The 21,214-nt window shown below is 39.0% G+C and carries 17 protein-coding genes and 1 riboswitch; of the genes, 7 read left to right on the forward strand and 10 right to left on the reverse strand.

Features of this window, described 5'->3' with window-relative positions; translation table 11 throughout:
• Window positions 1-584 precede the first annotated feature (584 nt).
• The 7 genes from ilvA to folP all read right to left on the reverse strand — a co-directional run bounded on the left by ilvA (window position 585) and on the right by folP (window position 8,982).
• Window positions 585-1,844 carry a threonine ammonia-lyase IlvA gene (gene ilvA, locus IW16_RS05335; protein ID WP_034740646.1) on the reverse strand — a complete coding sequence of 420 codons (1,260 nt, stop codon included), beginning with the start codon at window positions 1,842-1,844 and terminating at the stop codon, window positions 585-587.
• An 11-nt stretch (window positions 1,845-1,855) separates the two neighbouring features.
• Window positions 1,856-2,902 carry a ketol-acid reductoisomerase gene (ilvC, locus tag IW16_RS05340; RefSeq protein ID WP_034740651.1) on the reverse strand — a complete coding sequence of 349 codons (1,047 nt, stop codon included), beginning with the start codon at window positions 2,900-2,902 and terminating at the stop codon, window positions 1,856-1,858.
• A gap of 51 nt (window positions 2,903-2,953) precedes the next feature.
• A complete protein-coding gene (locus tag IW16_RS05345) occupies window positions 2,954-3,235 on the reverse strand; it encodes an ACT domain-containing protein (RefSeq protein WP_051889952.1) in 282 nt (93 codons plus the stop codon).
• Between the two features lie 18 nt (window positions 3,236-3,253).
• Window positions 3,254-4,978 carry a biosynthetic-type acetolactate synthase large subunit gene (gene ilvB, locus IW16_RS05350; protein ID WP_034740655.1) on the reverse strand — a complete coding sequence of 575 codons (1,725 nt, stop codon included), beginning with the start codon at window positions 4,976-4,978 and terminating at the stop codon, window positions 3,254-3,256.
• Window positions 4,979-4,989: 11 nt separating this feature from the next.
• The gene (ilvD, locus tag IW16_RS05355; RefSeq protein ID WP_185116417.1) at window positions 4,990-6,669 is read right to left on the reverse strand and encodes a dihydroxy-acid dehydratase; all 1,680 of its coding nucleotides are present in this window, start codon (window positions 6,667-6,669) and stop codon (window positions 4,990-4,992) included.
• Window positions 6,670-6,882: 213 nt separating this feature from the next.
• Window positions 6,883-7,755 (reverse strand): aminotransferase class IV, encoded by an 873-nt coding sequence (locus tag IW16_RS05360; RefSeq protein WP_034740663.1) that lies wholly within the window; start codon window positions 7,753-7,755, stop codon window positions 6,883-6,885.
• A gap of 339 nt (window positions 7,756-8,094) precedes the next feature.
• Window positions 8,095-8,982 (reverse strand): dihydropteroate synthase, encoded by an 888-nt coding sequence (folP, locus tag IW16_RS05365; RefSeq protein WP_051889954.1) that lies wholly within the window; start codon window positions 8,980-8,982, stop codon window positions 8,095-8,097.
• Between the two features lie 349 nt (window positions 8,983-9,331).
• Between folP and IW16_RS05370 the strand changes: the two genes are divergently transcribed.
• From IW16_RS05370 to tpiA, 6 genes are all read left to right on the forward strand, one after another.
• The gene (locus tag IW16_RS05370; RefSeq protein ID WP_034740668.1) at window positions 9,332-9,895 is read left to right on the forward strand and encodes a DUF1599 domain-containing protein; all 564 of its coding nucleotides are present in this window, start codon (window positions 9,332-9,334) and stop codon (window positions 9,893-9,895) included.
• A 6-nt stretch (window positions 9,896-9,901) separates the two neighbouring features.
• The gene (locus IW16_RS05375) at window positions 9,902-11,014 is read left to right on the forward strand and encodes a BT_3928 family protein (protein WP_034740673.1); all 1,113 of its coding nucleotides are present in this window, start codon (window positions 9,902-9,904) and stop codon (window positions 11,012-11,014) included.
• A gap of 141 nt (window positions 11,015-11,155) precedes the next feature.
• Window positions 11,156-11,506, forward strand: coding sequence for a tellurite resistance TerB family protein (locus IW16_RS05380; protein WP_034740677.1), 351 nt, complete (start codon window positions 11,156-11,158; stop codon window positions 11,504-11,506).
• 27 nt (window positions 11,507-11,533) lie between these two features.
• Window positions 11,534-13,660: a S9 family peptidase gene (locus tag IW16_RS05385; RefSeq protein WP_034740680.1), complete on the forward strand. Its 2,127-nt coding sequence runs from the start codon at window positions 11,534-11,536 to the stop codon at window positions 13,658-13,660.
• 4 nt (window positions 13,661-13,664) lie between these two features.
• The gene (locus IW16_RS05390; RefSeq protein WP_131327839.1) at window positions 13,665-14,069 is read left to right on the forward strand and encodes a hypothetical protein; all 405 of its coding nucleotides are present in this window, start codon (window positions 13,665-13,667) and stop codon (window positions 14,067-14,069) included.
• A 14-nt stretch (window positions 14,070-14,083) separates the two neighbouring features.
• Window positions 14,084-14,845 carry a triose-phosphate isomerase gene (gene tpiA / locus IW16_RS05395; RefSeq protein ID WP_034740687.1) on the forward strand — a complete coding sequence of 254 codons (762 nt, stop codon included), beginning with the start codon at window positions 14,084-14,086 and terminating at the stop codon, window positions 14,843-14,845.
• Between the two features lie 150 nt (window positions 14,846-14,995).
• Here tpiA and IW16_RS05400 read toward each other — a convergent pair whose 3' ends face one another.
• Window positions 14,996-16,258: an esterase-like activity of phytase family protein gene (locus tag IW16_RS05400; protein ID WP_034740692.1), complete on the reverse strand. Its 1,263-nt coding sequence runs from the start codon at window positions 16,256-16,258 to the stop codon at window positions 14,996-14,998.
• A 245-nt stretch (window positions 16,259-16,503) separates the two neighbouring features.
• Window positions 16,504-16,695, forward strand: a riboswitch (cobalamin riboswitch).
• A gap of 82 nt (window positions 16,696-16,777) precedes the next feature.
• Here IW16_RS05400 and IW16_RS05405 point away from each other — a divergent pair.
• The gene (locus tag IW16_RS05405; RefSeq protein ID WP_034740695.1) at window positions 16,778-17,902 is read left to right on the forward strand and encodes a T9SS type A sorting domain-containing protein; all 1,125 of its coding nucleotides are present in this window, start codon (window positions 16,778-16,780) and stop codon (window positions 17,900-17,902) included.
• A gap of 507 nt (window positions 17,903-18,409) precedes the next feature.
• Here IW16_RS05405 and clpP read toward each other — a convergent pair.
• Both clpP and dnaG read right to left on the reverse strand, forming a co-directional pair.
• Window positions 18,410-19,096 (reverse strand): ATP-dependent Clp endopeptidase proteolytic subunit ClpP, encoded by a 687-nt coding sequence (gene clpP / locus IW16_RS05415; protein ID WP_034740702.1) that lies wholly within the window; start codon window positions 19,094-19,096, stop codon window positions 18,410-18,412.
• A gap of 118 nt (window positions 19,097-19,214) precedes the next feature.
• Window positions 19,215-21,197, reverse strand: a complete 1,983-nt coding sequence (dnaG, locus tag IW16_RS05420; protein WP_034740706.1) for a DNA primase — start codon at window positions 21,195-21,197, stop codon at window positions 19,215-19,217.
• Between the last annotated feature and the right edge of the window lie 17 nt (window positions 21,198-21,214).

Below are 21,214 nucleotides of genomic sequence, written 5' to 3' on the forward strand. Positions count from 1 at the left end.
TATGTCGGATTGGTAGAACGTTTTTACTACATACCAACAAGACTTAGATAATGTGCAAAATAGTTCATCGTATTCTTTTGTCTTGAAATAAAAGAATCAAAAATTCAAGACTGGGAAACTTCCGCTAAAAATAAACCCTGTTCTCTAAAAATTCTAAAACTTGCGCGGTAGAACCCTATGTTAAGAATCAAATTTTATCCCGCGCTTCGGACAGTAGAATTTTCTTTACGTTCACAGGATTGATTTTATTAACGCTCCATTTTCCTATGTCGGATTGGTAGAACGTTTTTACTACATACCAACAAGACTTAGATAATGTGCAAAATAGTTCATCGTATTCTTTTGTCTTGAAACAAAAGAATCAAAAATTCAAGACCGGGAAACTTCCGCTAAAAATAAATCCTGTTCTCTAAAAATTCTAAAACTCGCGCGGTAGAACCCTATGTTAAGAATCAAATTTTATCCCGCGCTTCGGACAGTAGAATTTTCTTTACGTTCATAGGATTGATTTTATTAACGCTCCATTTTCCTATGTCGGATTTATGAGGGTTATATCATCTTCTTTTGTCTTGAAACTTTTAAATTTAGATAAGCAGATTCATTAACGATGGATCATTGTTCAGATAATTAACGAAAAATTCATATTTCTTCATGTTATTAAGCAGTGGAGTAAAATCGTCGCTATGTTTAAGTGCGATACCTACCACAGCAATTCCCTTCTCTTTAGAATTTTTTTTGGTATATTCAAAAGTGGTAATGTCATCATTGGGTCCCAGGACATTCATTACAAAGCTTTTCAGAGCTCCGGGACGCTGTGCAAATCTTACGAGAAAATAGTGTTTTAACCCAGCATACAAAAGAGCTTTTTCTTTGATCTCTTCCATCCGTGTAATATCATTATTGCTTCCGCTGATAATACATACGACATTTTTCCCTTTAATCTGGTCTTTATATTTTTCCAGTACCGCCACAGAAAGGGCTCCCGCTGGTTCTACCACCACAGCATCTTTATTGTAGAGGGAAAGAATGGTTTCACAAACCATTCCTTCATCCACTACAGCCATATCATGTAAAACATCTTTGCAAATCTCAAAATTGAGATCCCCTACTTTCTGTACTGCCGCACCATCCACAAACCGGCTGATCTTTTCAAGCAGGACAGGTTTTCCTTTTTCCAGTGCTTTTTTCATACTTGCGGCCGCAGCAGGTTCTACTCCTATGATCTTTGTCTTTGGAGACAGTTCCCGGAATACTGTACAAATTCCCGCCGCTAGACCTCCACCTCCTATCGGAACGAAAACGTAATCAACAGGCTCATCCGACTGTTCAAGAATTTCCAGTGCAGCCGTTGCCTGACCATCAATAATATTCTGGTCATCAAAAGGATGAATAAATATTCCCGCACGGTCATCACAGAACTTTACAGCCGCATCTTTAGCTTCATCAAAAGTGTCCCCATAAAGGACAATATCGATATAATTCCCTCCAAACATTTTTACCTGCTCCAGCTTTTGCCCCGGTGTAGGCAAAGGCATAAAAACAGTTCCTTTCACCTTCATTGTGCTGCATGCGAAAGCAACTCCCTGAGCATGATTTCCTGCACTGGCACAAACCACTCCCTTCGCAAGATCTTCAGGAGACATTACTGCCATTTTATTGTAAGCACCCCTTATTTTGTAAGATCTCACCCTCTGCAGGTCTTCTCTTTTAAAGCTTACCTTCGCATGATATCGGTCAGAAAGATTATTATTGATCGCCAAAGGTGTTCTTACCACAATATTTTTGAGCCTTCCCGCTGCTTTATAGACGTTGTCCAAAACAGAGGGATACGTTTCTTTTTCCATTGTTTTTTGAGTTAATTGTTCTCCGGTCTGAGACTGCGGACGGTTTTTCCGGCTCTCCACATTTCGCTTTCTCTAAGTTCGGTAAGCTCCACTTCAAGTTTTTCTCTGTAATCATGTTTGCTGTTACTGTCTATTGAACGCTGGGCTTCATTTCCTGTAGCAACGCTGTCGTATAACTCCTCAAATAACGGAGAAGTGGCATCTCTGAAACGTTTCCACCAGTCCAGAGCTCCTCTTTGAGCTGTTGTGCTGCAGTTTGCATACATCCAGTCCATTCCGTTTTCTGCAACTAAAGGCATTAATGACTGCGTCAGTTCTTCCACTGTTTCGTTAAAGGCTTCTGAAGGACTGTGTCCGTTTTTTCTCAGTACATCATATTGTGCTGCAAATATTCCCTGTACAGCCCCCATTAATGTTCCTCTTTCTCCTGCAAGATCACTGAATACTTCTTTTTTAAAATCTGTTTCAAATAAATATCCGCTTCCGATTGCTATTCCCAATGCAGTCACTCTTTCTCTTGCTTTTCCGGTAGCATCCTGATACACAGCAAAGCTGCTGTTGAGTCCTCGATCCTGCAGAAACATTCTTCTTAATGATGTCCCTGATCCTTTCGGTGCTACGAGAAATACATCAACATCTTCCGGAGGAACAATTCCTGTACGCTCGTTAAATGTAATTCCAAAACCATGAGAAAAATACAGTGCTTTTCCCGGAGTAAGGTGTTGTTTTACTTTAGGCCAGTATTCGATCTGTGCCGCATCACTTAAGAGGTAACAGATAATAGTTCCTTTCTGCAGGGCTTCTTCTATTTCAAATAAGGTTTCTCCCGGTACAAATCCGTCTGCCACTGCTTTGTCCCAGGATTTTGAATTTTTTCGCTGGCCAACAATTACATGAATCCCATTGTCCTTCTGGTTAAGCGCCTGTCCGGGCCCCTGTACTCCATATCCGATGACCGCTACTACCTCATCTTTCAATACTTCCTGTGCCTTCTGCAATGGAAACTCCTCTCTTGTCACTACGTTTTCTTCTACTCCGCCAAAATTCAATTTTGCCATTTTCTTAAATTTTTATGTATTGTTAATTATTATTTCACTTTTTACTGATGATCAGCTGGCATGTCCTACCGCTGTCAGGTATGGGTTTTTGTGATAATGAACTTCCAGTACGTCCACCTGCTTTTCGATCTGTCTGGTAATCTTCTGTACAGATTCTTCTGTTTCTCTGATAACAATGACAAACTTTTTCACTTTTTCCATTTCGGAGGGCCCGGCATTGAAATTCACAATAGAAATTCTTCTTCTTGAAAAAATCGCATTGATCCTTCCGATCAATCCCAGATAATCTTCTGTGTAGGCCGTAATGGTGTATTCTTTGTTTTCTGATTTCATCTTTTCCTATTTATATTGTTATGTCTTATTATGAGTCAGTACAATCTCTGAAACGCTTTTTCCCTGAGGAATCATGGGAAAAACATTATGCTCTTTTCCCGTCATTACTTCCAGAAGGAAAGCTCCTTTATGATGAAGCATTTCACTGAGACCTTCTTCTAATTCTTCCCTTTGATCTATTTTTCTTCCCGGAATATGATATCCTTTGGCAACCTGCACAAAATCCGGACTCTGAATATCTACCGAAGAATACCGTTCTTCATGAAACAGTTCCTGCCACTGTCTTACCATTCCCAGATAGCAGTTATTCAGAATCAAGATCTTAATATCGGGTTGATACTGCATCAGTGTTCCCAGTTCCTGGATATTCATTTGTGCACCTCCATCGCCCATTATCGCAATAACAGGACGGTTTGTTCCGTAAGCCGCTCCTATGGCAGCGGGAAGAGAGAATCCCATGGTTCCCAACCCCCCGCTGGTAATATTACTTCTGGAATGTCTGAAGCTGGAGTATCTGCAGGCCGCCATTTGATGCTGCCCTACATCGCTTACAATGACAGCTTCGCCAAGTGTCATACCACTCAGGTGGCGAATCACTTCTCCCATTGTAATTTCACCTTCTGAAGGATACAGCTCATCATTTATCAGATTAAGATGTTCTATGTCATAGCAATCCTTAAACTTTTGATGCCAGGACGTATGTTCTCGTGGTTCTATCCACTGGGTAAGAAGCGGTAATGTTTCTTTACAGTTTCCCAGAACGGGGACATCAACTTTTACATTTTTATTGATCTCTGCCTTGTCAATATCAAGATGGATGATTTTCGCCTGTTTTGCGTACTGATCAAGTCTTCCGGTCACCCGGTCATCAAAGCGCATTCCCACTGCGATCAGGACGTCACATTCATTGGTAAGGATATTGGGTCCGTAGTTTCCATGCATTCCTACCATTCCTACGGCTTGCGGGTGGTCTGTGGGAATAGCACTCATTCCTAAAACTGTCCACGCCACTGGAATTCCGGATTTCTCTGCAAACTCCAAAAATTCTTTTTCTGCTTTTCCCAACATAATTCCCTGCCCGGCAATAATAAAAGGGCGTTCTGCATGATTGATCAACAAAGATGCTTTTTCAATATTTTCTATATTGGGAACAGGATCCGGTCTGTAGCTTCTCAAAGAATCACAGGGAGTATAGCCCTGATTGAAAACCTTTTGCAGCTGTGCATTTTTTGTGACATCAATCAGCACCGGGCCGGGACGTCCTGATTTTGCGATATAGAAGGCTTTGGCCAATACTTCAGAAAGTTCATCGGCATCGGTTACCTGATAATTCCATTTGGTAACCGGGCTTGTCACATTCATTACATCTATTTCCTGAAAAGCATCAGTTCCCAGAAGATGGTCAAACACCTGCCCTGTAATACATACAATTGGAGTATTATCGAGCAGTGCGTCAGCTAGTCCTGTTACCAGATTGGTTGCACCGGGCCCGCTGGTAGCCAGCACGACTCCGACTTCTCCAGATACTCTGGCAAAACCCTGTGCTGCATGAACTGCTCCCTGCTCGTGACGCACAAGAATATGTTCGAGCTGATCTTTATAATCGTACAGTGCATCATATATTGGGATAATAGCTCCTCCCGGATATCCGAATATGGTTTTTACCCCTTCTTGAATAAATGCTTCAAGGATAATCCTGCTGCCACTGATTTCGGTGTTTGCGGATATATGTAAATTCTCCATTATATTTGATATTAAGTGATTTCGTCTGTTACACAACCTTCGGCAGCTGATGACACGGTGAGTGCATATTTGTACAACAGTCCTTTTTTTACTTTAAGCTCGGGTTTTTGCCACCCTTTCTTTCTCTCTTTGATCTCTTCTTCGGAGACTTTCAGCTGTATGGTATTATTGACTGCATCTATTTCAATAAGGTCATTGTCTTTTACAAAAGCGATAAGACCACCCTCATATGCCTCGGGAGTTATGTGTCCCACTACGAAACCATGAGTCCCTCCACTGAATCTACCGTCAGTAATCAAAGCTACGCTTCCGCCCAGGCCTGCACCGATAAGAGCGCTGGTTGGTTTCAGCATTTCAGGCATTCCCGGTGCGCCCTTGGGTCCTTCATGACGAATTACAATCACGTCGCCCTGCTGAACTCTTCCGTTTTCAATGCCCTGGATCAAATCTTTTTCGCCATCAAATACTCTTGCTTTCCCCGAAAATTTTTCGCCTTCTTTTCCTGTGATCTTCGCTACACTTCCTTTTTCTGCCAGGTTTCCGTAAAGTATTCTCAGGTGCCCCGTTTCTTTGATGGGATCTGATAAGGGTCTGATGATTTTTTGTTTTGTAAAATCAAGACTTGGAACATTCTCAAGATTTTCAGCGATGGTTTTTCCGGTAACTGTTAAACAGTCTCCATGCAGTAGACCTTCTTCAAGCAAGTATTTCATTACAGCTGGTGTTCCTCCGTGGTTATGAAGATCCTGCATCAGGTATTTTCCGCTCGGCTTAAGATCTGCCAATACCGGTGTGATATCGCTCATTTTCTGGAAATCATCCTGAGTTACGGAAACGCCTACACTTTTTGTCATTGCGATAAAATGGAGAACGGCATTGGTGCTGCCTCCAAGAATGATGATCAGACGAAGTGCATTTTCGAAAGCTTTACGCGTCATGATATCTGATGGTTTGATATCTCTTTCGAGCAATATTTTGATGTACTTTCCTGCTTCCAGACATTCATTCTGCTTTTCTTTACTTAGTGCCGGATTGGAAGAGGAGTATGGAAGACTCATTCCGAGAGCTTCTATGGCTGAAGACATCGTATTAGCGGTATACATTCCTCCGCATGCTCCTGCTCCCGGACAGGAGTTTTTGATAACCCCGTTGAAATCTTCTTCTGAAATTTCTCCGGCAATCTTTTTCCCCAAGGCTTCAAAAGCTGAAACTATATTGAGCGGTTCATTCTTATAACATCCGGGGGCAATTGTACCTCCATACACCATGATGGATGGTCTGTCCAGTCTTCCCATCGCAATAATGGTTCCCGGCATATTCTTGTCACAGCCGGGTAAAGCAATAATCCCGTCGTAATATTGCGCCCCGCAGATTGCCTCGATGCTGTCTGCTATAACATCCCGGCTTACCAGTGAATACCGCATTCCGTCTGTGCCGTTGCTCATCCCGTCACTTACGCCTATGGTATTGAATATCAATCCTGCAAGACCGTGATTCCAGGTTCCTTTTTTTACAACCTTTGCAAGATCATTAAGGTGCATATTACAGGTATTCCCATCATAGCCCATACTCGCTATTCCTATCTGGGCTTTCTGCATATCATCATCTGTGAAACCTATTCCGTAAAGCATTGCTTTTGCAGCGGGTTGTTCCTTGTTCTGTGTGAATGTTTTTGAATATTTATTTAACATATTATCCTGCATTTGCTGTTGTTATCATCTCTCAGTGTGATATCAGAAATTTCAATTTTTTCGGAATTCATAAATGAAGCTTTTACTTAATTTTGATCCAAAACTACAGTTTGTAATATCTTTTTCATTTTCAATTTTATGAAAATTACAATATCCAACCGTTTGAAAAATAGACACAATTAACTGATAATCAATATTTTAAATTCTATAAATTTACAATGACAGAAGTCTTACCTGTTTCTGATAGGCCTTCTGTACCTTTTCACTTCTTGTGTCGCTCCAGTTTTTGGTAAACGGAACATCATCCAAAGAATCCAGGGCCACAATTTCCGCCGCTGTCCCACAAAAAAAAGCGGCATCAGCTCCTCTCATATCTTCGGGTTTAAAGAAGGTTTCTTTAACGGGAATATGAAGGTCACTGCATATTTCAAAAACGGTCTGTCTTGTGATCCCCGGCAGTATGCTTCCTTTTGCAGGTGTATATAATGTTCCGTCTTTTTCGTAGAATATATTGGCTCCTGAGCTTTCAGCAACATTTCCGTACTCATCGAGTAAAAGGGCTTCATCATAACCTTTGTCTTTGGCATCCTGACAGGCCAGAATAGAATTGACGTAGTGTCCGCTTACTTTGGCTTCTACTTTAAAAGCATTAGGATTTGGGCGTTGAAAACCGGAGGTCATGATCTTCATTTTGTCTGCGAGATAGCCGTTGCTCCATTCCCAGGCAAGCAGAGACAGATAGGATTCTTTACCTTTGGAAAGAGACATATTAGGGGAGCAGGTCACCAATGGCCGGATATAGGCATCTTTGAATCCATTACGTTCCAAAAGCTCATAGGTAAGACCTGTAAGCTGGCTGACTGAATAATCAAAGGGGATGTGCATCAATTCTGCTGATCTTTTCAGTCTTTCATAATGTTCTTCTGCTTTAAAGATTCTGGTTCCATGATTGGTAGCATAGGATTTAATACCTTCAAAAACAGAATAACCATAGTGAAGAGACTGTCCGTAAAGATCCATTCCAGCTTCTCCGGCTTTCAAGAAGTTTCCATTAAAATACACGATAGTTTTGTCGCTGTAATACATTGTATGGGGTTTAAAAATTAACAAATGGGTATAAAAAAAGCCCTCTCACGATGTGAGAGGGCTGCAAAATATGTATAGTCATACTCTATCCTTCTCACAGACGCAAGGGAATAATAATGACGATAATAATTACGGTTAATAACTGATACATAATTTCTGAAATAAAAAAAGCCGCTTCAATATGAAACGGCTTATATAATTTAAATTAAAATATTTTACAATGCCGCTTCCTTACTGCTGTTAATGACAACAATAATTGTAGAAATGACCATAATATTTTTCTGATTCGTAAAATTCATACTGCAAATGTATTAATTTTTAAATACTGAACAAGTTTTTTTAAAGCTTTTTATTTTTTTCGCAAAATTCTCTTATGGTTATTGCTGCTTCAGCCACGTCATGTACCCGAAGAATTTTAGCTCCCTGTTCCAAAACTTTCATATGAAGTTTCTGCGTTTCCTCATTGATGTCAAGAGGAGATTTACCAAGGGGTTTATAGATAAATGATTTTCTGGAAATCCCTATGAGTAAAGGAAATTTACCAAATCCCAAATACTCAGTTTCGCTGATCATTTTCATCTGATCTTCTACTGTTTTTCCGAAACCAAAACCAGGATCAAGAATTATATCTTTTACTCCTTTCTGAAGAAGTTCGTTGGTCTTTTTTGAAAAATAGCGATTGACTTCAAGGGTAATATCTTCAAATTTCACTTTATCGTGCATCGTCTCATAAGACGGATTCACATGCATCAAAATGTAGGGAAGTTTTGTTTCGCCAGCAACATCAAACATTTTACCGTCATACTGTCCACCAGAAATATCGTTGATCATATCAATTCCTTCATTGAATCCAAATTTAACGGTTTCAGCATAAAATGTATCCAGTGAGATCAGTGCTTCGGGAAATTCTTTTTTAATCTCCGAAATCATGCTGCCAATTCTTTCTATTTCTTCTTTGCTGCTCAAAAATTGAGCATTCGGACGTGTGGATTGCGGGCCAATATCGATGATCTCGGCACCGTCTTTCAGGAGTTTTTCTGTATGCTCCAATGCTGATTTTTCACTGGTAAACTGACCCCCATCGGAAAAAGAATCCGGAGTAAGGTTGAGGATACCCATGATTTTGGGGCTATCAAGTTCCACCAGTTTTCCGTTGCAATTGATGGAGTGGAAAGGTTTTTGGGTCGAAGCGTCAGAGGATTTGAGAGTTCCGGAGTTTGAAAGCATGTTTACGATTGATAAATGATGATTGATACGTGATACTGTTCTGCAAAATTAAGACTTATTGTGGAATATAAGACTTGATGATTTTTGTTGGTTAGTTGTTCCTGGTTCTCAGTTGCTGCTTTGTTATTCGTTCGTAAGAGTTTGCAGCAGAAACGAGTATTTAAAATTTCCTGACAAGAAACCCAAAACTGACAACCAGCAACCCACTGTCTCCCCCGGACCCCCTAAACTCTAAAACCTTAAACATCTCCCACTCTCCTATTCAAAAGCCTCAAACTCTGACAAAAATCAATTTCCGATTCCTGCTACCTAAAACCTAATTCGTATATTTGGGAGATTAAGAGAATTTATGTCAGAAACATCAGTACAGTTCGGGAAAGTTATCAGTGAATGCCGTGATCTATTTAGTAAAAAATTACAGGATTACGGGGCAGCATGGAGGGTTTTGAGACCCAGTTCCATTACAGATCAGATTTACATCAAAGTAAACAGAATCCGTACGCTGCAGATGACAGATAAAAAAATGGTGGATGAAAGTGAAGAGGATGAATTCATTGCCATCGTGAACTACTCGATCATTGGATTGATCCAGCTTGAAAAAGGGTTTTCCAATGATTTTAATGAAAATAAGGAAGAAATTTTAAGTCTTTATGATCGGTATTCCAACGACGCTCAGGCCTTAATGGAGAGAAAGAATCATGATTACGGTGAAGCATGGAGAGATATGAGAATTTCATCTATCACTGATCTTATTTATCAGAAAGTACTGAGAACAAAACAGATTGAAGATAATCAGGGCAAAACAATTGCTTCTGAAGGTCTTGATGCGAACTATTTTGATATGCTTAATTATGCTGTTTTCTGTCTGATCAAGTTTTCTGAAAAAGAAAATATTTCTGAACCCAAAAAATAATTTAATATGATCAAAGGTTTATTACGTTTTATTATTGCTGTCATCTTCATTCTTTCAGGCTTTGTAAAGGCTGTGGATCTGGTAGGATTTTCTTTCAAGATGGAAGAATATTTTGCCCCACCGGTTTTCAATATGCCGTTCCTGGAAAAATTTGCGCTTCTGTTCTCGATCATTGTCGTCGTACTGGAGCTTTTCCTAGGATTTATGCTTCTTCTTAAACTGAAGCTTAAATTCACTCTTTCAGCATTAATAGCCCTTTGTATCTTCTTTGGGTTTCTTACTTTTTATTCGGCCTATTTCAATGTGGTCACCGACTGCGGATGTTTTGGAGATGCAATCAAGTTTACACCGTGGCAGAGTTTTATAAAAGACATTGTACTTCTTGTCGGTCTTATTATTGTCTTTATCCTTTACAGAAAGGAATTCCGCAAAAAAGATGTGTACAGCAGCGATAACACGAAAGAGTCTTCGGGCAAATTCAGATATGCACTTTTAGGTCTTTTTTCTGTGATCATGATTTACATTATGGCTCAAGGAATTATGCATGAGCCCTTAATTGATTTCCGTGATTATAAGATAGGAACAAACATTAAAGCTGAAAAGGAAAAAATCAATAAAAATCCTTCTGAATACAAGACTTTTTACTCGCTTAAAAATCAAAAGACAGGAGAAGTTTTAAAGGTTAATCAGGATGATTATATTAAAGAAACAAAATACTGGGCAGAAGATTCTCCATGGAAAATTGAAGAAGGAAAAAATGAATCTGTTCTGACGAAAGAAGGGTATAAATCTGAGATCGTAAAGTTCAAAATTGAAGATCCTACAGGAATGGATCTTACGGATGAAATCATCAATGCACCCAAAGCTGTGCTGGTTTTCTCTTACCACCCGAAGGAAGTTTCCGCTGATCTTATTCAGAAAGTTGAGGCTAAAGTCAATGCCCAAAAAGGCGCTGTAATCTATGGGATTTCAACGGATCATAATACCTTCAAAACCATTAAAAATGCTATGATGGACGGTACTGCGATCAAAACCATTGCAAGAAGCAATCCGTTTGTTGTGATTCTGGAAAAGGGTAAAATTGTAGACAAGCAGCCTGCGAAAGACTATGTCGACTAGGGGAATAAGTGAATGGTCAATAAGTGCATTCTGAATCGTAGATTTTGAATTTAAAATTCCCGGTCACAAAACTCTAACTTTGGCCTTAGACAACTGCCAAAATTTAAATATAAACACTAAACTTAAAACATATACTTACACATGCAAAAATCAAATAAATCAATCGCCGGTTATCATCTTTTAATGATCCTTTCTTCTGTAGACGGGGAATTTGCTCCTGAAGAGGGAATGCTGGTTCAACAGTATATGGCAGATGAATTTCCATTCAGAATGAATCTTGACAATGAACTGGAAACTCTGGCTCTTTTACAGCCTGAGGAATGGAAAGACCACTTTGAATTCCATGCGAGATGTTTCTATGATGATTCTACTGAAGACGAACGTGTAAAATTTGTACAATTTGCCAAAACACTGATCAAAGCTGACAATAAAGTAACTGATGAAGAGCATACTTTCTATAAGCTTTTAAAAAATCTTTGGAATTTGGCATAGAAAGCACACCAAACAACAAAATACATCATGAAAAAATTTTATCTTGGAATATTAATTATGAGTGCTTCAACGATACAATCTCAAAAGTTTCCTGCTATTAAGGCGCCTATCGCGGAAAAGCAGGAACACATCCGGGAAATTCACGGAGATAAAGTGAATGATCCGTATTACTGGATGATCGATTATTTCAAAAAAGGAAAAGATTCCACGAAAGTCGTTGATTATCTGAAAGCTGAAAACACCTATTGGGAAGGCATGATGAAAGATACGGAACCTTTCAGAGGAAAGCTTTTCGAGGAAATGAAAGCCAGGATTAAAGAAAAAGACGAATCGGTTCCGGTATTAAAAAACGGATATTACTATTACACCAGAACTGAAGCCGGAAAGCAGTATTTCAAATACTGCAGAAAGAAAGGAAGTCTTACTGCTCCCGAAGAAATTCTTCTGGACGTAGATAAACTTGCCGAAGGTCACCCCTATTACAGTGCTACCGGTTTCAGCATCAGTCCAGATAATAACAAACTGGTGTATGGCGTTGATGATGTTTCCAGAAGACAGTATACTTTATTTTTAAAGGATCTGAAAACAGGAAAAACAACCGATCTCGGCATAAAAAACACCGAAGGTTCTTCAGAATGGGCGAATGACAATAAAACAATTTTTTATACGGAGAACAATCCGGTTACCCTTTTGTCTGAAAAGATTAAGAAACATACGCTGGGAACTGATCCTGCTAAAGATGTGACGGTTTACGAGGAAAAGGATAAAACCAATTATATTTCGGTATATAAATCTAAAAATCACAAATTCATCCTGATTTATTCCGGAGCTACCACTTCTTCTGAAACAAGGTATCTGGATGCTGATCAACCAAACGGAACATTCAAAGTTTTCCAGCCGAGAATGAAAAATGTTTTGTATTCAATTACGCCTTTGGAAGACAAATTCCTGATCAGAACGAACAAGGATGCACTTAACTTCAAAATAGCAGAAACTCCTCTGGATAAAACAGGTGTGGAGAACTGGAAAGATTTCATTCCGCACAGAAGTGATGTCTTAATGCAGGCTGTGAGTGCCTTTAAAAATTATCTTGTTTTCAGTGAAAGACAGAACGGACTTACCCAATTGGTTATTTATGACAGAAGGACAGCTAAGAAAGAAGCGTTGACCTTTGACGAACCTGCTTACACCATTTCTTCGCTGGAAAATCCTGAATACAATACAGACAATTTCCGTTTTGGGTACACTTCCATGATTACGCCGGTTTCTCAGTTTGAGCAGGATTTAAAGACCGGGAAAAGAACGCTGCTGAAACAACAGGAGGTTCTTGGCGGTTACAGTAAGGATAATTACACCACCGAAAGACTTTTTGCCACGGCAAAAGACGGGACAAAAATCCCAATCTCTATTGTTTATAAAAAGGGATACAAGAAAGACGGAAACAGTCCACTGCTTCTTTATGCATACGGATCTTATGGAAGTTCAATGGATGCCTCTTTCAGCAGTACGAGATTGAGCCTTCTGAACAGAGGTTTTGCTTTTGCTATCGCTCACATCCGTGGCGGTCAGGAAATGGGAAGACAATGGTATGAAGACGGAAAAATGATGAAAAAGAAAAATACGTTTACGGATTTCATCGATGCAGGAGAGTATTTGGTTAAAGAAAAATATACTTCACCAAAACATCTTTATGCTCAGGGCGGAAGTGCCGGAGGTTTATTGATGGGTGCTATAGCGAATATGAGTCCGAATTTATGGAATGGGGTTATTTCACAGGTCCCTTTCGTGGACGTGGTGAATACCATGCTTGATGAAAGTATTCCATTAACGACCAATGAATATGACGAATGGGGAAATCCGAACAATAAGGAGGCGTATTTTTACATGAAATCTTATTCACCCTACGAAAATATTGAAAAGAAAAACTACCCTAACATTCTGGTAACTACAGGACTTCATGATTCTCAGGTTCAGTATTTTGAACCTGCAAAATGGGTATCCAAACTTAGGGATATGAAAACTGATAAAAACGTATTGCTATTAAAAACGGATATGGATTACGGTCATGGTGGTGCTTCCGGAAGATTTGATTATCTGAAGGATATTTCCCTGGTGTATGCTTTTATGTTTAAACTTGAAGGAATTAATAAATAACTTAATGAAAAAATTATTGGTATTATCTCTGTTTTGTTTGGCAGCAGAGATATCGGCACAGAAAAAAGAATATGATCAGAAAATGATTGGATGCTATAAAGGTTCTGAAGCCAATCAACAGGTTGATGGTATTTCAAAATATTGGGTATCATGCAGACTGGAAAAAGGGAAAAGTATTCTAATGTTTGTAGCCATTGACAAAGATGGTGATGTAAGACAGGAAACAGAAAACGGTACATGGTGGACCAAAGATGGCAAATATTATGAGCTTCACAATTATGACAAAGTTACTGACGTTTATAATTATGAAGTTCTAGAAAACGGAGATGTCAAATTTCAGTCTATTGAGTTGATGGGCAAAAAAGACAATACCTATACCTTTACCGACACCAAAATAGTAGAAGATTAAAATAAAAAATAATTATGAGAAGAAAAATAGTTGCAGGAAACTGGAAAATGAACAAAAATGTCATTGACGCACAACAGTTAATGATTCAATTACTGAGCTATAAAAATAATAATGCCACCAACTGTGAAGTATGGATTGCGCCACCTTCTTTGTATTTGATGATGGCAAAAGACATCTTTGAAAAGGATGAGATCGGAGTATTCTCTCAGGATATGAGTGAGCATGAAAGCGGTGCATATACAGGTGAGCTTTCTGCAGATATGCTGGAATCTATCGATGCAACCGGTTCATTGATCGGACACTCTGAAAGAAGACAGTATCATGGTGAAACGGATTCTCACTGCAACAGAAAAATCAAATTGGCTCTTGATAAAGGTCTGATCCCTGTTTACTGTAATGGTGAAACGCTTGAACAGAGAAAAGCAGGACAGCATTTTGAGGTGGTAAAAAACCAGACTGAAGTCGCTCTTTTTACGCTTTCTGCTGAAGAAATTAAAAAAGTGGTGATTGCTTACGAACCGGTTTGGGCTATTGGAACAGGTGAAACAGCTTCTCCGGAACAGGCTCAGGAAATTCATGCTCATATCAGAAGTATCATCGCTGCAAAGTATGGTCAGGAGGTTGCTGACGAGATTTCTATTCTTTACGGAGGTTCTGTAAAACCGGATAATGCTAAAGAAATTTTCTCCCAGCCTGACATCGACGGTGGATTAATCGGAGGAGCAGCTTTAAAATTAGAGGATTTCTCTAAAATTATTGAGGGATTTAATTCATAGGTTTTGGCTAAAGCCAATGGAATGGATCATTTTTATTAAATGGGCTAAAGCACATTCCTATGGAATCTTTTTCATTGCGCTTAAACAGAAATATATACAGTCAAAAACGGCGGCATCTTCGATGCCGCCGTTTTCTTAAAAAAAATCTAATTATTGAATATCGACTACATACATTGTTCCTTTGTCTACTTTTCCGGTTTTAGGAAGAATTTTAGCTTTCGGATTTCCGTTTCCGTCGTCTAAGATCCCAAAATCATCATCATTGAAAACCGCTATTTTGTTATTGCCCAAGTAAACGATTCCTTCAAATTTATCATGTTCATATCCTAATTTAGCAACCAGATCTACGGCTAAAATTTTAGATACCGGTTTGATTCCGGCATTTGTAATTTCATCCCATGTAGACTGCTCTAAAGCTTTATTATTGATCTTCAGTCCGTCCACGGCAGAAATATCGGTACCGTTCACATCTGAAGCCCCTGCTATATTGATTCTGTACACTTTTTTTGTTCCACCCAGTGAACCAAAGTTTCCATCTCTCTCAATGACCAGAAACTCCGTACTGCTGATAGCCGTAATATCACATACGGAATCTGAAGCTCCCCCATTCTGCTTATACAAATACTGTCTGGTTTGTCCTGTTGCAATATCAAAAGTGACGATTCTTGTTAATGTTGTATTGGTCGCCAGAGCTTTTGTGGGCACGTACATTGTGGACTGTATCGTACCAACTAATGTTTTTCCATCGGGTGTAATGCACAAGCCTTCCATTCCTCTGTTAGCTCTTCTTTTAGCTAAGACTGCAGGAAGTTTTCTTGGTCCGGTATTAACGCCAATCGGGCTTATTCTTTCCAGCTCTACTCCATCTGCATTATAGTGAACGATATGCGGTCCATATTCATCAGAAACCCAAAAAGTTCCATCCGCTGCAGCTACAATACTTTCACTGTCCAAACCATAATTATCCGTTCCCAATACATTTCCGGAGACATCATAAGCTGTTTCTCCTGTACTGCCCATTCCTGCAGGATTTGGAAGTCCCGTGATTGGCTGTCCTGAAGGATTTTTCAGTTTAATGTATTTAATGATTTCAATATTTCCTTCTGCATTAATTTTAAAATGCATAATAGTAGGAGTAAAATTCGGAGCCGGAAATTTCTTACCATTCAGGTAGTCGGTGTTCGGCCCCCTGTCGGTGATCACATAAAACTCTCCTTTTCTGGTCGGATGAGCCGCCGCACCGGAACCGAATCCACCATTAATCACGTCAACACCATTCACGGTTGCCAATTTGGAGAAAGGAAATTCCTGAGGCAGCTTTGTATAATTGATATCCTGATTATTCATTTTGTCATCATCTTTACACGATGCGAGCGCTGTGAATACCATAGCCGATAGCAGCAGTTTTTTCATAGTAAATTTTATGCCGCGAAAGTATACATTGATTGTAAACTGATGTTGAATTTAATAATAATTGTATTTTAACAATAAGATCTTTAAATGAATTAATTTTAAACACTAAAATTATCCTGATATCATCAATTATTCTTTTAATTCTTTATTAAATTAAAAAATCAATCACTTAAAACTGATTCTACAGTTAAACAAACAGAAAAAAAGAACAATAATTCACAAAACGTCTTCAAAAATTTATATGATATATTTGCACCCGTTAAGGCTGAACATCTGTTCATTAAGAGGGAATCAAGTGAGAAGAGATTCAATGCTTGGGCTGTACCCGCAACTGTAAGCTGTTTTAAACTTAAGATACATGATGCCACTGGAACCATTTCCGGGAAGGCGTATTTTGAGAAGCGAGCCAGGAGACCTGCCTTATCTGCATTCACTTCAGGAAGAGAAGGATTTGAAAAGATTCTAAATGTGCTCTCCTGCGGGAAAGTTTCGGGAATAAAACTTTAATTTAATTATATTATGAAAAAGATCTATCTTTTTTTTCTGCTGCTTTGTCTGCAGCTATTCTCAGCCCAGTTTACAGAGAATGACATTAAGTTCTGGGTAGGAACAGGTTCCAAAAAGGCTTATTTTATTGCTGATTTTAATGATGACGACAATCCCACATCGTATGCATGGGGCTACCGTTTTGATTCGGATGATCTAACGATGGAAGACCTTATCAATGCTGTTGCAGCAGCAGAACCTAAAATTGAAGCGGAGGTTCCTTCAGGTTTTCTTTACAGTTTCAATTATAACCACCATATTCCAAGCCTGGAAGACTATTGGTCTACATGGTCCGGTCCTTCTGCTGAAGATATGGAACTGAACAACGGGGTGAATAACGATCCTCTAATAAATGGAAAATGGTACGGAATTTCTTTTGGCTACGGATTTACTGATACTACGCCACCTCTTTCTCATCCTTCCACACCAGTGGCTGCCTATAGCTCCGCATCTTATAATCCCGTGCAGATCTCTAACTGGATCGGAACGGGAAGCAACAGCAGCCTTGTTGTTATTGACTTCGGAACCGACAGTTCTGCAGGAGATGCTCATTCTTTTGTTTTCGGAATCAGATACAACGGAAGCTTAACGGCAGAACAGGCTCTTCAGCTGATTCAGGCACAAGCTCCTTATTTTAATTTTACAGCAGACAACAGTCAGGTCAGCACATTGGCTCTAAATAATTTTACAGGAAATACTTCCGGCAACCATACATGGAAATTATTCAAAGGAAAAGATCTTTCAAGCTGGAGAGGACAATCCAGCCTTTCACAGATCCAATTGAGTAATAATGACTGGCTGGGTCTAAGTTTCGGACAGAGACTTCCGTTTACTCCAAGAGAAGCTTCTAATCTGATTCTGGGTGTTTCTGATATCCATAAAAAAGAATTCAGAATTTATCCAAATCCTGCGAGTGATTTTATCCAGATAGAAACTGCGGAGGATCTTAAAGAAGTCAATATATATGCTGTTTCAGGACAGAAAGTATTAAGTGCTTCTACTGCAAAAATTAATATACAGTCATTGAAAACGGGAATTTATATCGTTGAAATTAAAACCTCAAAGAAAACCACGATTCATAAGATTATTAAGAAATAAATGAAATGCGCCTCTCGAGGCGCATTTTTATTTTATGATTTTAATAGTAATTAATCACTGAAGTATTTTTCATCTCTTACTTTTGTCTTGAAACAAAAGCAGCAAAAATTCAAGACTGGAATCATCGGCTGAAGATGATTTTTATTCTCTAAAAATTCTAAACTCGTTCGGTAGATAGGTATGTTTAGAATCAGAATTTATCCCGCACTCAAACAGTAGAATTTTCTTAAAGTTCATAGAAATCATTTTTTTAACGCCTCTGCTTCCTAAGTCATCAGGCCCTATATTAAAATATCTCCTCCCAATCAACACTTGTCTAAACTCAAAAAAAAACGATTTCTTATTTCTACGAATTTTCATAAAACTTAAGTGGTCTTTTATTTTTCAAGGTGACTAAACTCAGGAGTAGCTAAGTGTTCAAGAACATTTATTCCTTTTGTGGCTACAATAAAAACAAAAAAACGCACCGGTTCCGGTGCGTTTTCAATATTCCTAAAAAAGAGGAAATTATTTTTTCTCTGTAGATCTCTGTAAAACTTCATCTACCATTCCGTAGCCTTTAGCTTCTTCAGAAGTCATCCAGTAATCTCTGTCTGAAGACTTTTCTACCCATTCATAAGTCTGCCCTGAATGGTGACCGATAATTTCATAAAGCTCCTGCTTTAATTTCAGCATCTCTCTCAGGTTGATCTCCATATCTGAAGCTACTCCCTGAGCACCTCCTGAAGGCTGGTGAATCATTACTCTTGAGTGCTTAAGTGCTGAACGTTTTCCTTTTTCTCCTGCTACAAGCAATACCGCTCCCATGGAAGCTGCCATTCCTGTACAGATAGTTGCTACATCCGGCTTGATGATCTGCATCGTGTCATAGATTCCTAAACCAGCATAAACGCTTCCTCCCGGAGAGTTGATGTAGATCTGAATATCTTTAGAAGGATCTGCACTTTCTAAAAATAAAAGCTGTGCAGTTACGATGTTGGCAACCTGATCGTCAATTCCTGTTCCCAGGAAGATAATTCTGTCCATCATCAGACGTGAAAATACGTCCATTTGTGCAACGTTTAATCTTCTTTCTTCCATGATATATGGTGTAAGATTCGTTGGACCATACATTCCCATATACTGATCGGTAGCCAGACCGCTGTTTCCTAAATGTTTTACAGAGAAATCTCTGAAGTCTTTTTTAATGTCCATATTTCTATTATGTATTATTAAATATTTTTCGAAGTTTAAATTACAACTTTTATTCCTAAAATTTTATAGGACTTTTTGTCAGAGAATTCCATCTCACAGTAAGTGATATGTCTGAAATTTATCTTTTCCTATCCATGTAGATGCCTTTGATAGGTGAATATTCGATAATATCACTCAGCCTGATTGATGCCTGTTTCAGCAAGGTAATCTTTTTGATCAGTTCGTAATATTTCACCTCATCTGTTCCGCTGTACTGATCCAACTGTCTTGCAGTCTCTTTGATCAGATAATCTATATACCGGTATTTATGCAGTAAAACATCGCCCTGTACCTGTTCTGCTATCTTGTCTCCGTAATTGGGAGCAAAAATATTTCTGGAACCCCAGTTTTCCAGTTCGTCCAAAGGAATCAGCGCATCTACGACCTTGGATGTAATTTCTTCATCCATAAAAGCCACAAAAAAGTTTCCGCTCCTCAGTTCATCCTTCTGAATACCTTCTTTTACCTGGTTAATGATAATTTCATTGCTTTTTACTAAAAAACTGTACTGTTCCTCTTCGAAATGCAGCAGGATTTCTTCAATCACTGTGATCTGATATTCTTCATTCTTTTCATTTGTCCTTTTCAGAACAATATCACCGAACATCAGCATATGGTCAACCAGTTTGCTTTCCATAAAGAGGACATCATACAGATAAGGATCTTCTTTTTCCTCATCCAAAGGTACAATTTCCAGTTTCGGCTGAATTTTTTCTTTCTGCTGCTGAACGTGCTGATTCTGGTTCTGTGTAATCTGTTTCTGAACATCCAGCTCATTAAAAAGGCTCTGTTCCGAAAGACCAAATTTATTGGAAACTTCTTTCAGATAGACTTCTCTTTTCAAAGCATTCTGTACAAAAGAAACCGATTTCACGATATTCTGAATAGCTTCGGCTTTTTTTATCGGATCATTTCCGGCATCTTTTAAAAGGATATCTGCCTTAAAGTCGATGAAGTCAGTCGCTTCATTTTCGATGAATTTTTCCACATAATCCTGTGGGTGTTTTCTGGCAAATGAATCCGGATCATCACCTTCCGGGAAAAGCAGGACACGGATGTTCATTCCTTCCGTCAAAAGCATGTCAATACTTCTGAAACTGGCTTTGATACCGGCATTATCACCGTCAAAAAGAATGGTTACATTTTCAGTCAGCCTTTTGATCAGCTTAATTTGCTCGATCGTCAAAGAGGTTCCCGAACTGGCCACTACATTCTCAATTCCGGACATATGGAGCGCAATAACGTCCATATACCCTTCCACCAGAAGACAGTTGTTTTTTCTTGAAATGGCCTGTTTACTCTGATTTAAACCGTAAAGTACATTGGACTTGTGGTAAATTTCCGTTTCCGGAGAGTTCAGGTATTTGGCTGTTTTTACATTATTCTTAAGAATTCTGGCTCCAAAACCTAAAACCCTGCCTGAAAAACTGTGAATCGGGAATATTACCCTTTCCCTGAAACGGTCGATTCCGGAAGGTGTGTTTTCAGGGAATATGGACAGTCCTGATTTTTCAAGGATGTCTTTTGTATATCCCTTTTCTTCCGCATACACAGTGAAAGCATTCTTCTGCTCAACGGAATATCCGAGCTGGAATTTTCTAATGATATCATCTTTCAGCTCACGTTCTCTGAAGTACGCCAAACCAATACTTCTTCCTTCTTCTGAATCCCAAAGGATCTCCTGAAAATAAGAATTGGCTACCTCATGAATTTTGTACAGCTGGTCTTTTTCCGTCTGTGCATGTTTGGCTTCTTCGGAGAATTCCCGCTGGTCTTCTTCAATTTCAATCCCGTATTTTTTAGCAGCGTGGCGAAGGGCTTCAGGATACGTGAAGTTTTCGATTTCCATAAGGAAAGAAATGGCTGTTCCCCCTTTCCCCGTTGAGAAATCTTTCCAGATCTGTTTGCTTGGAGAAACGACAAAACTGGGTGACTTTTCATCATGGAAAGGACTGAGCCCTTTAAAGTTAGACCCGGCTCTTTTCAGCTGAACGTACTCTCCTACTATCTCTTCTACCCGTATCGTTGAAAAAATTTTATCTATGGTCTGTTTGGAAATCATAGTGTAAAATTAAATAT

This window comes from Chryseobacterium vrystaatense (genome assembly GCF_000737765.1).
GTDB lineage: Bacteria > Bacteroidota > Bacteroidia > Flavobacteriales > Weeksellaceae > Chryseobacterium > Chryseobacterium vrystaatense.

Coding starts and splice junctions, on each gene's coding strand:
- ilvA (WP_034740646.1), bottom strand. CDS start 1,844: ATGGAAAAAGAAACGTATCCCTCTGTTTTGGACAACGTCTATAAAGCA.
- ilvC (WP_034740651.1), bottom strand. CDS start 2,902: ATGGCAAAATTGAATTTTGGCGGAGTAGAAGAAAACGTAGTGACAAGA.
- IW16_RS05345 (WP_051889952.1), bottom strand. CDS start 3,235: ATGAAATCAGAAAACAAAGAATACACCATTACGGCCTACACAGAAGAT.
- ilvB (WP_034740655.1), bottom strand. CDS start 4,978: ATGGAGAATTTACATATATCCGCAAACACCGAAATCAGTGGCAGCAGG.
- ilvD (WP_185116417.1), bottom strand. CDS start 6,669: ATGTTAAATAAATATTCAAAAACATTCACACAGAACAAGGAACAACCC.
- IW16_RS05360 (WP_034740663.1), bottom strand. CDS start 7,755: ATGTATTACAGCGACAAAACTATCGTGTATTTTAATGGAAACTTCTTG.
- folP (WP_051889954.1), bottom strand. CDS start 8,982: ATGCTTTCAAACTCCGGAACTCTCAAATCCTCTGACGCTTCGACCCAA.
- IW16_RS05370 (WP_034740668.1), top strand. CDS start 9,332: ATGTCAGAAACATCAGTACAGTTCGGGAAAGTTATCAGTGAATGCCGT.
- IW16_RS05375 (WP_034740673.1), top strand. CDS start 9,902: ATGATCAAAGGTTTATTACGTTTTATTATTGCTGTCATCTTCATTCTT.
- IW16_RS05380 (WP_034740677.1), top strand. CDS start 11,156: ATGCAAAAATCAAATAAATCAATCGCCGGTTATCATCTTTTAATGATC.
- IW16_RS05385 (WP_034740680.1), top strand. CDS start 11,534: ATGAAAAAATTTTATCTTGGAATATTAATTATGAGTGCTTCAACGATA.
- IW16_RS05390 (WP_131327839.1), top strand. CDS start 13,665: ATGAAAAAATTATTGGTATTATCTCTGTTTTGTTTGGCAGCAGAGATA.
- tpiA (WP_034740687.1), top strand. CDS start 14,084: ATGAGAAGAAAAATAGTTGCAGGAAACTGGAAAATGAACAAAAATGTC.
- IW16_RS05400 (WP_034740692.1), bottom strand. CDS start 16,258: ATGAAAAAACTGCTGCTATCGGCTATGGTATTCACAGCGCTCGCATCG.
- IW16_RS05405 (WP_034740695.1), top strand. CDS start 16,778: ATGAAAAAGATCTATCTTTTTTTTCTGCTGCTTTGTCTGCAGCTATTC.
- clpP (WP_034740702.1), bottom strand. CDS start 19,096: ATGGACATTAAAAAAGACTTCAGAGATTTCTCTGTAAAACATTTAGGA.
- dnaG (WP_034740706.1), bottom strand. CDS start 21,197: ATGATTTCCAAACAGACCATAGATAAAATTTTTTCAACGATACGGGTA.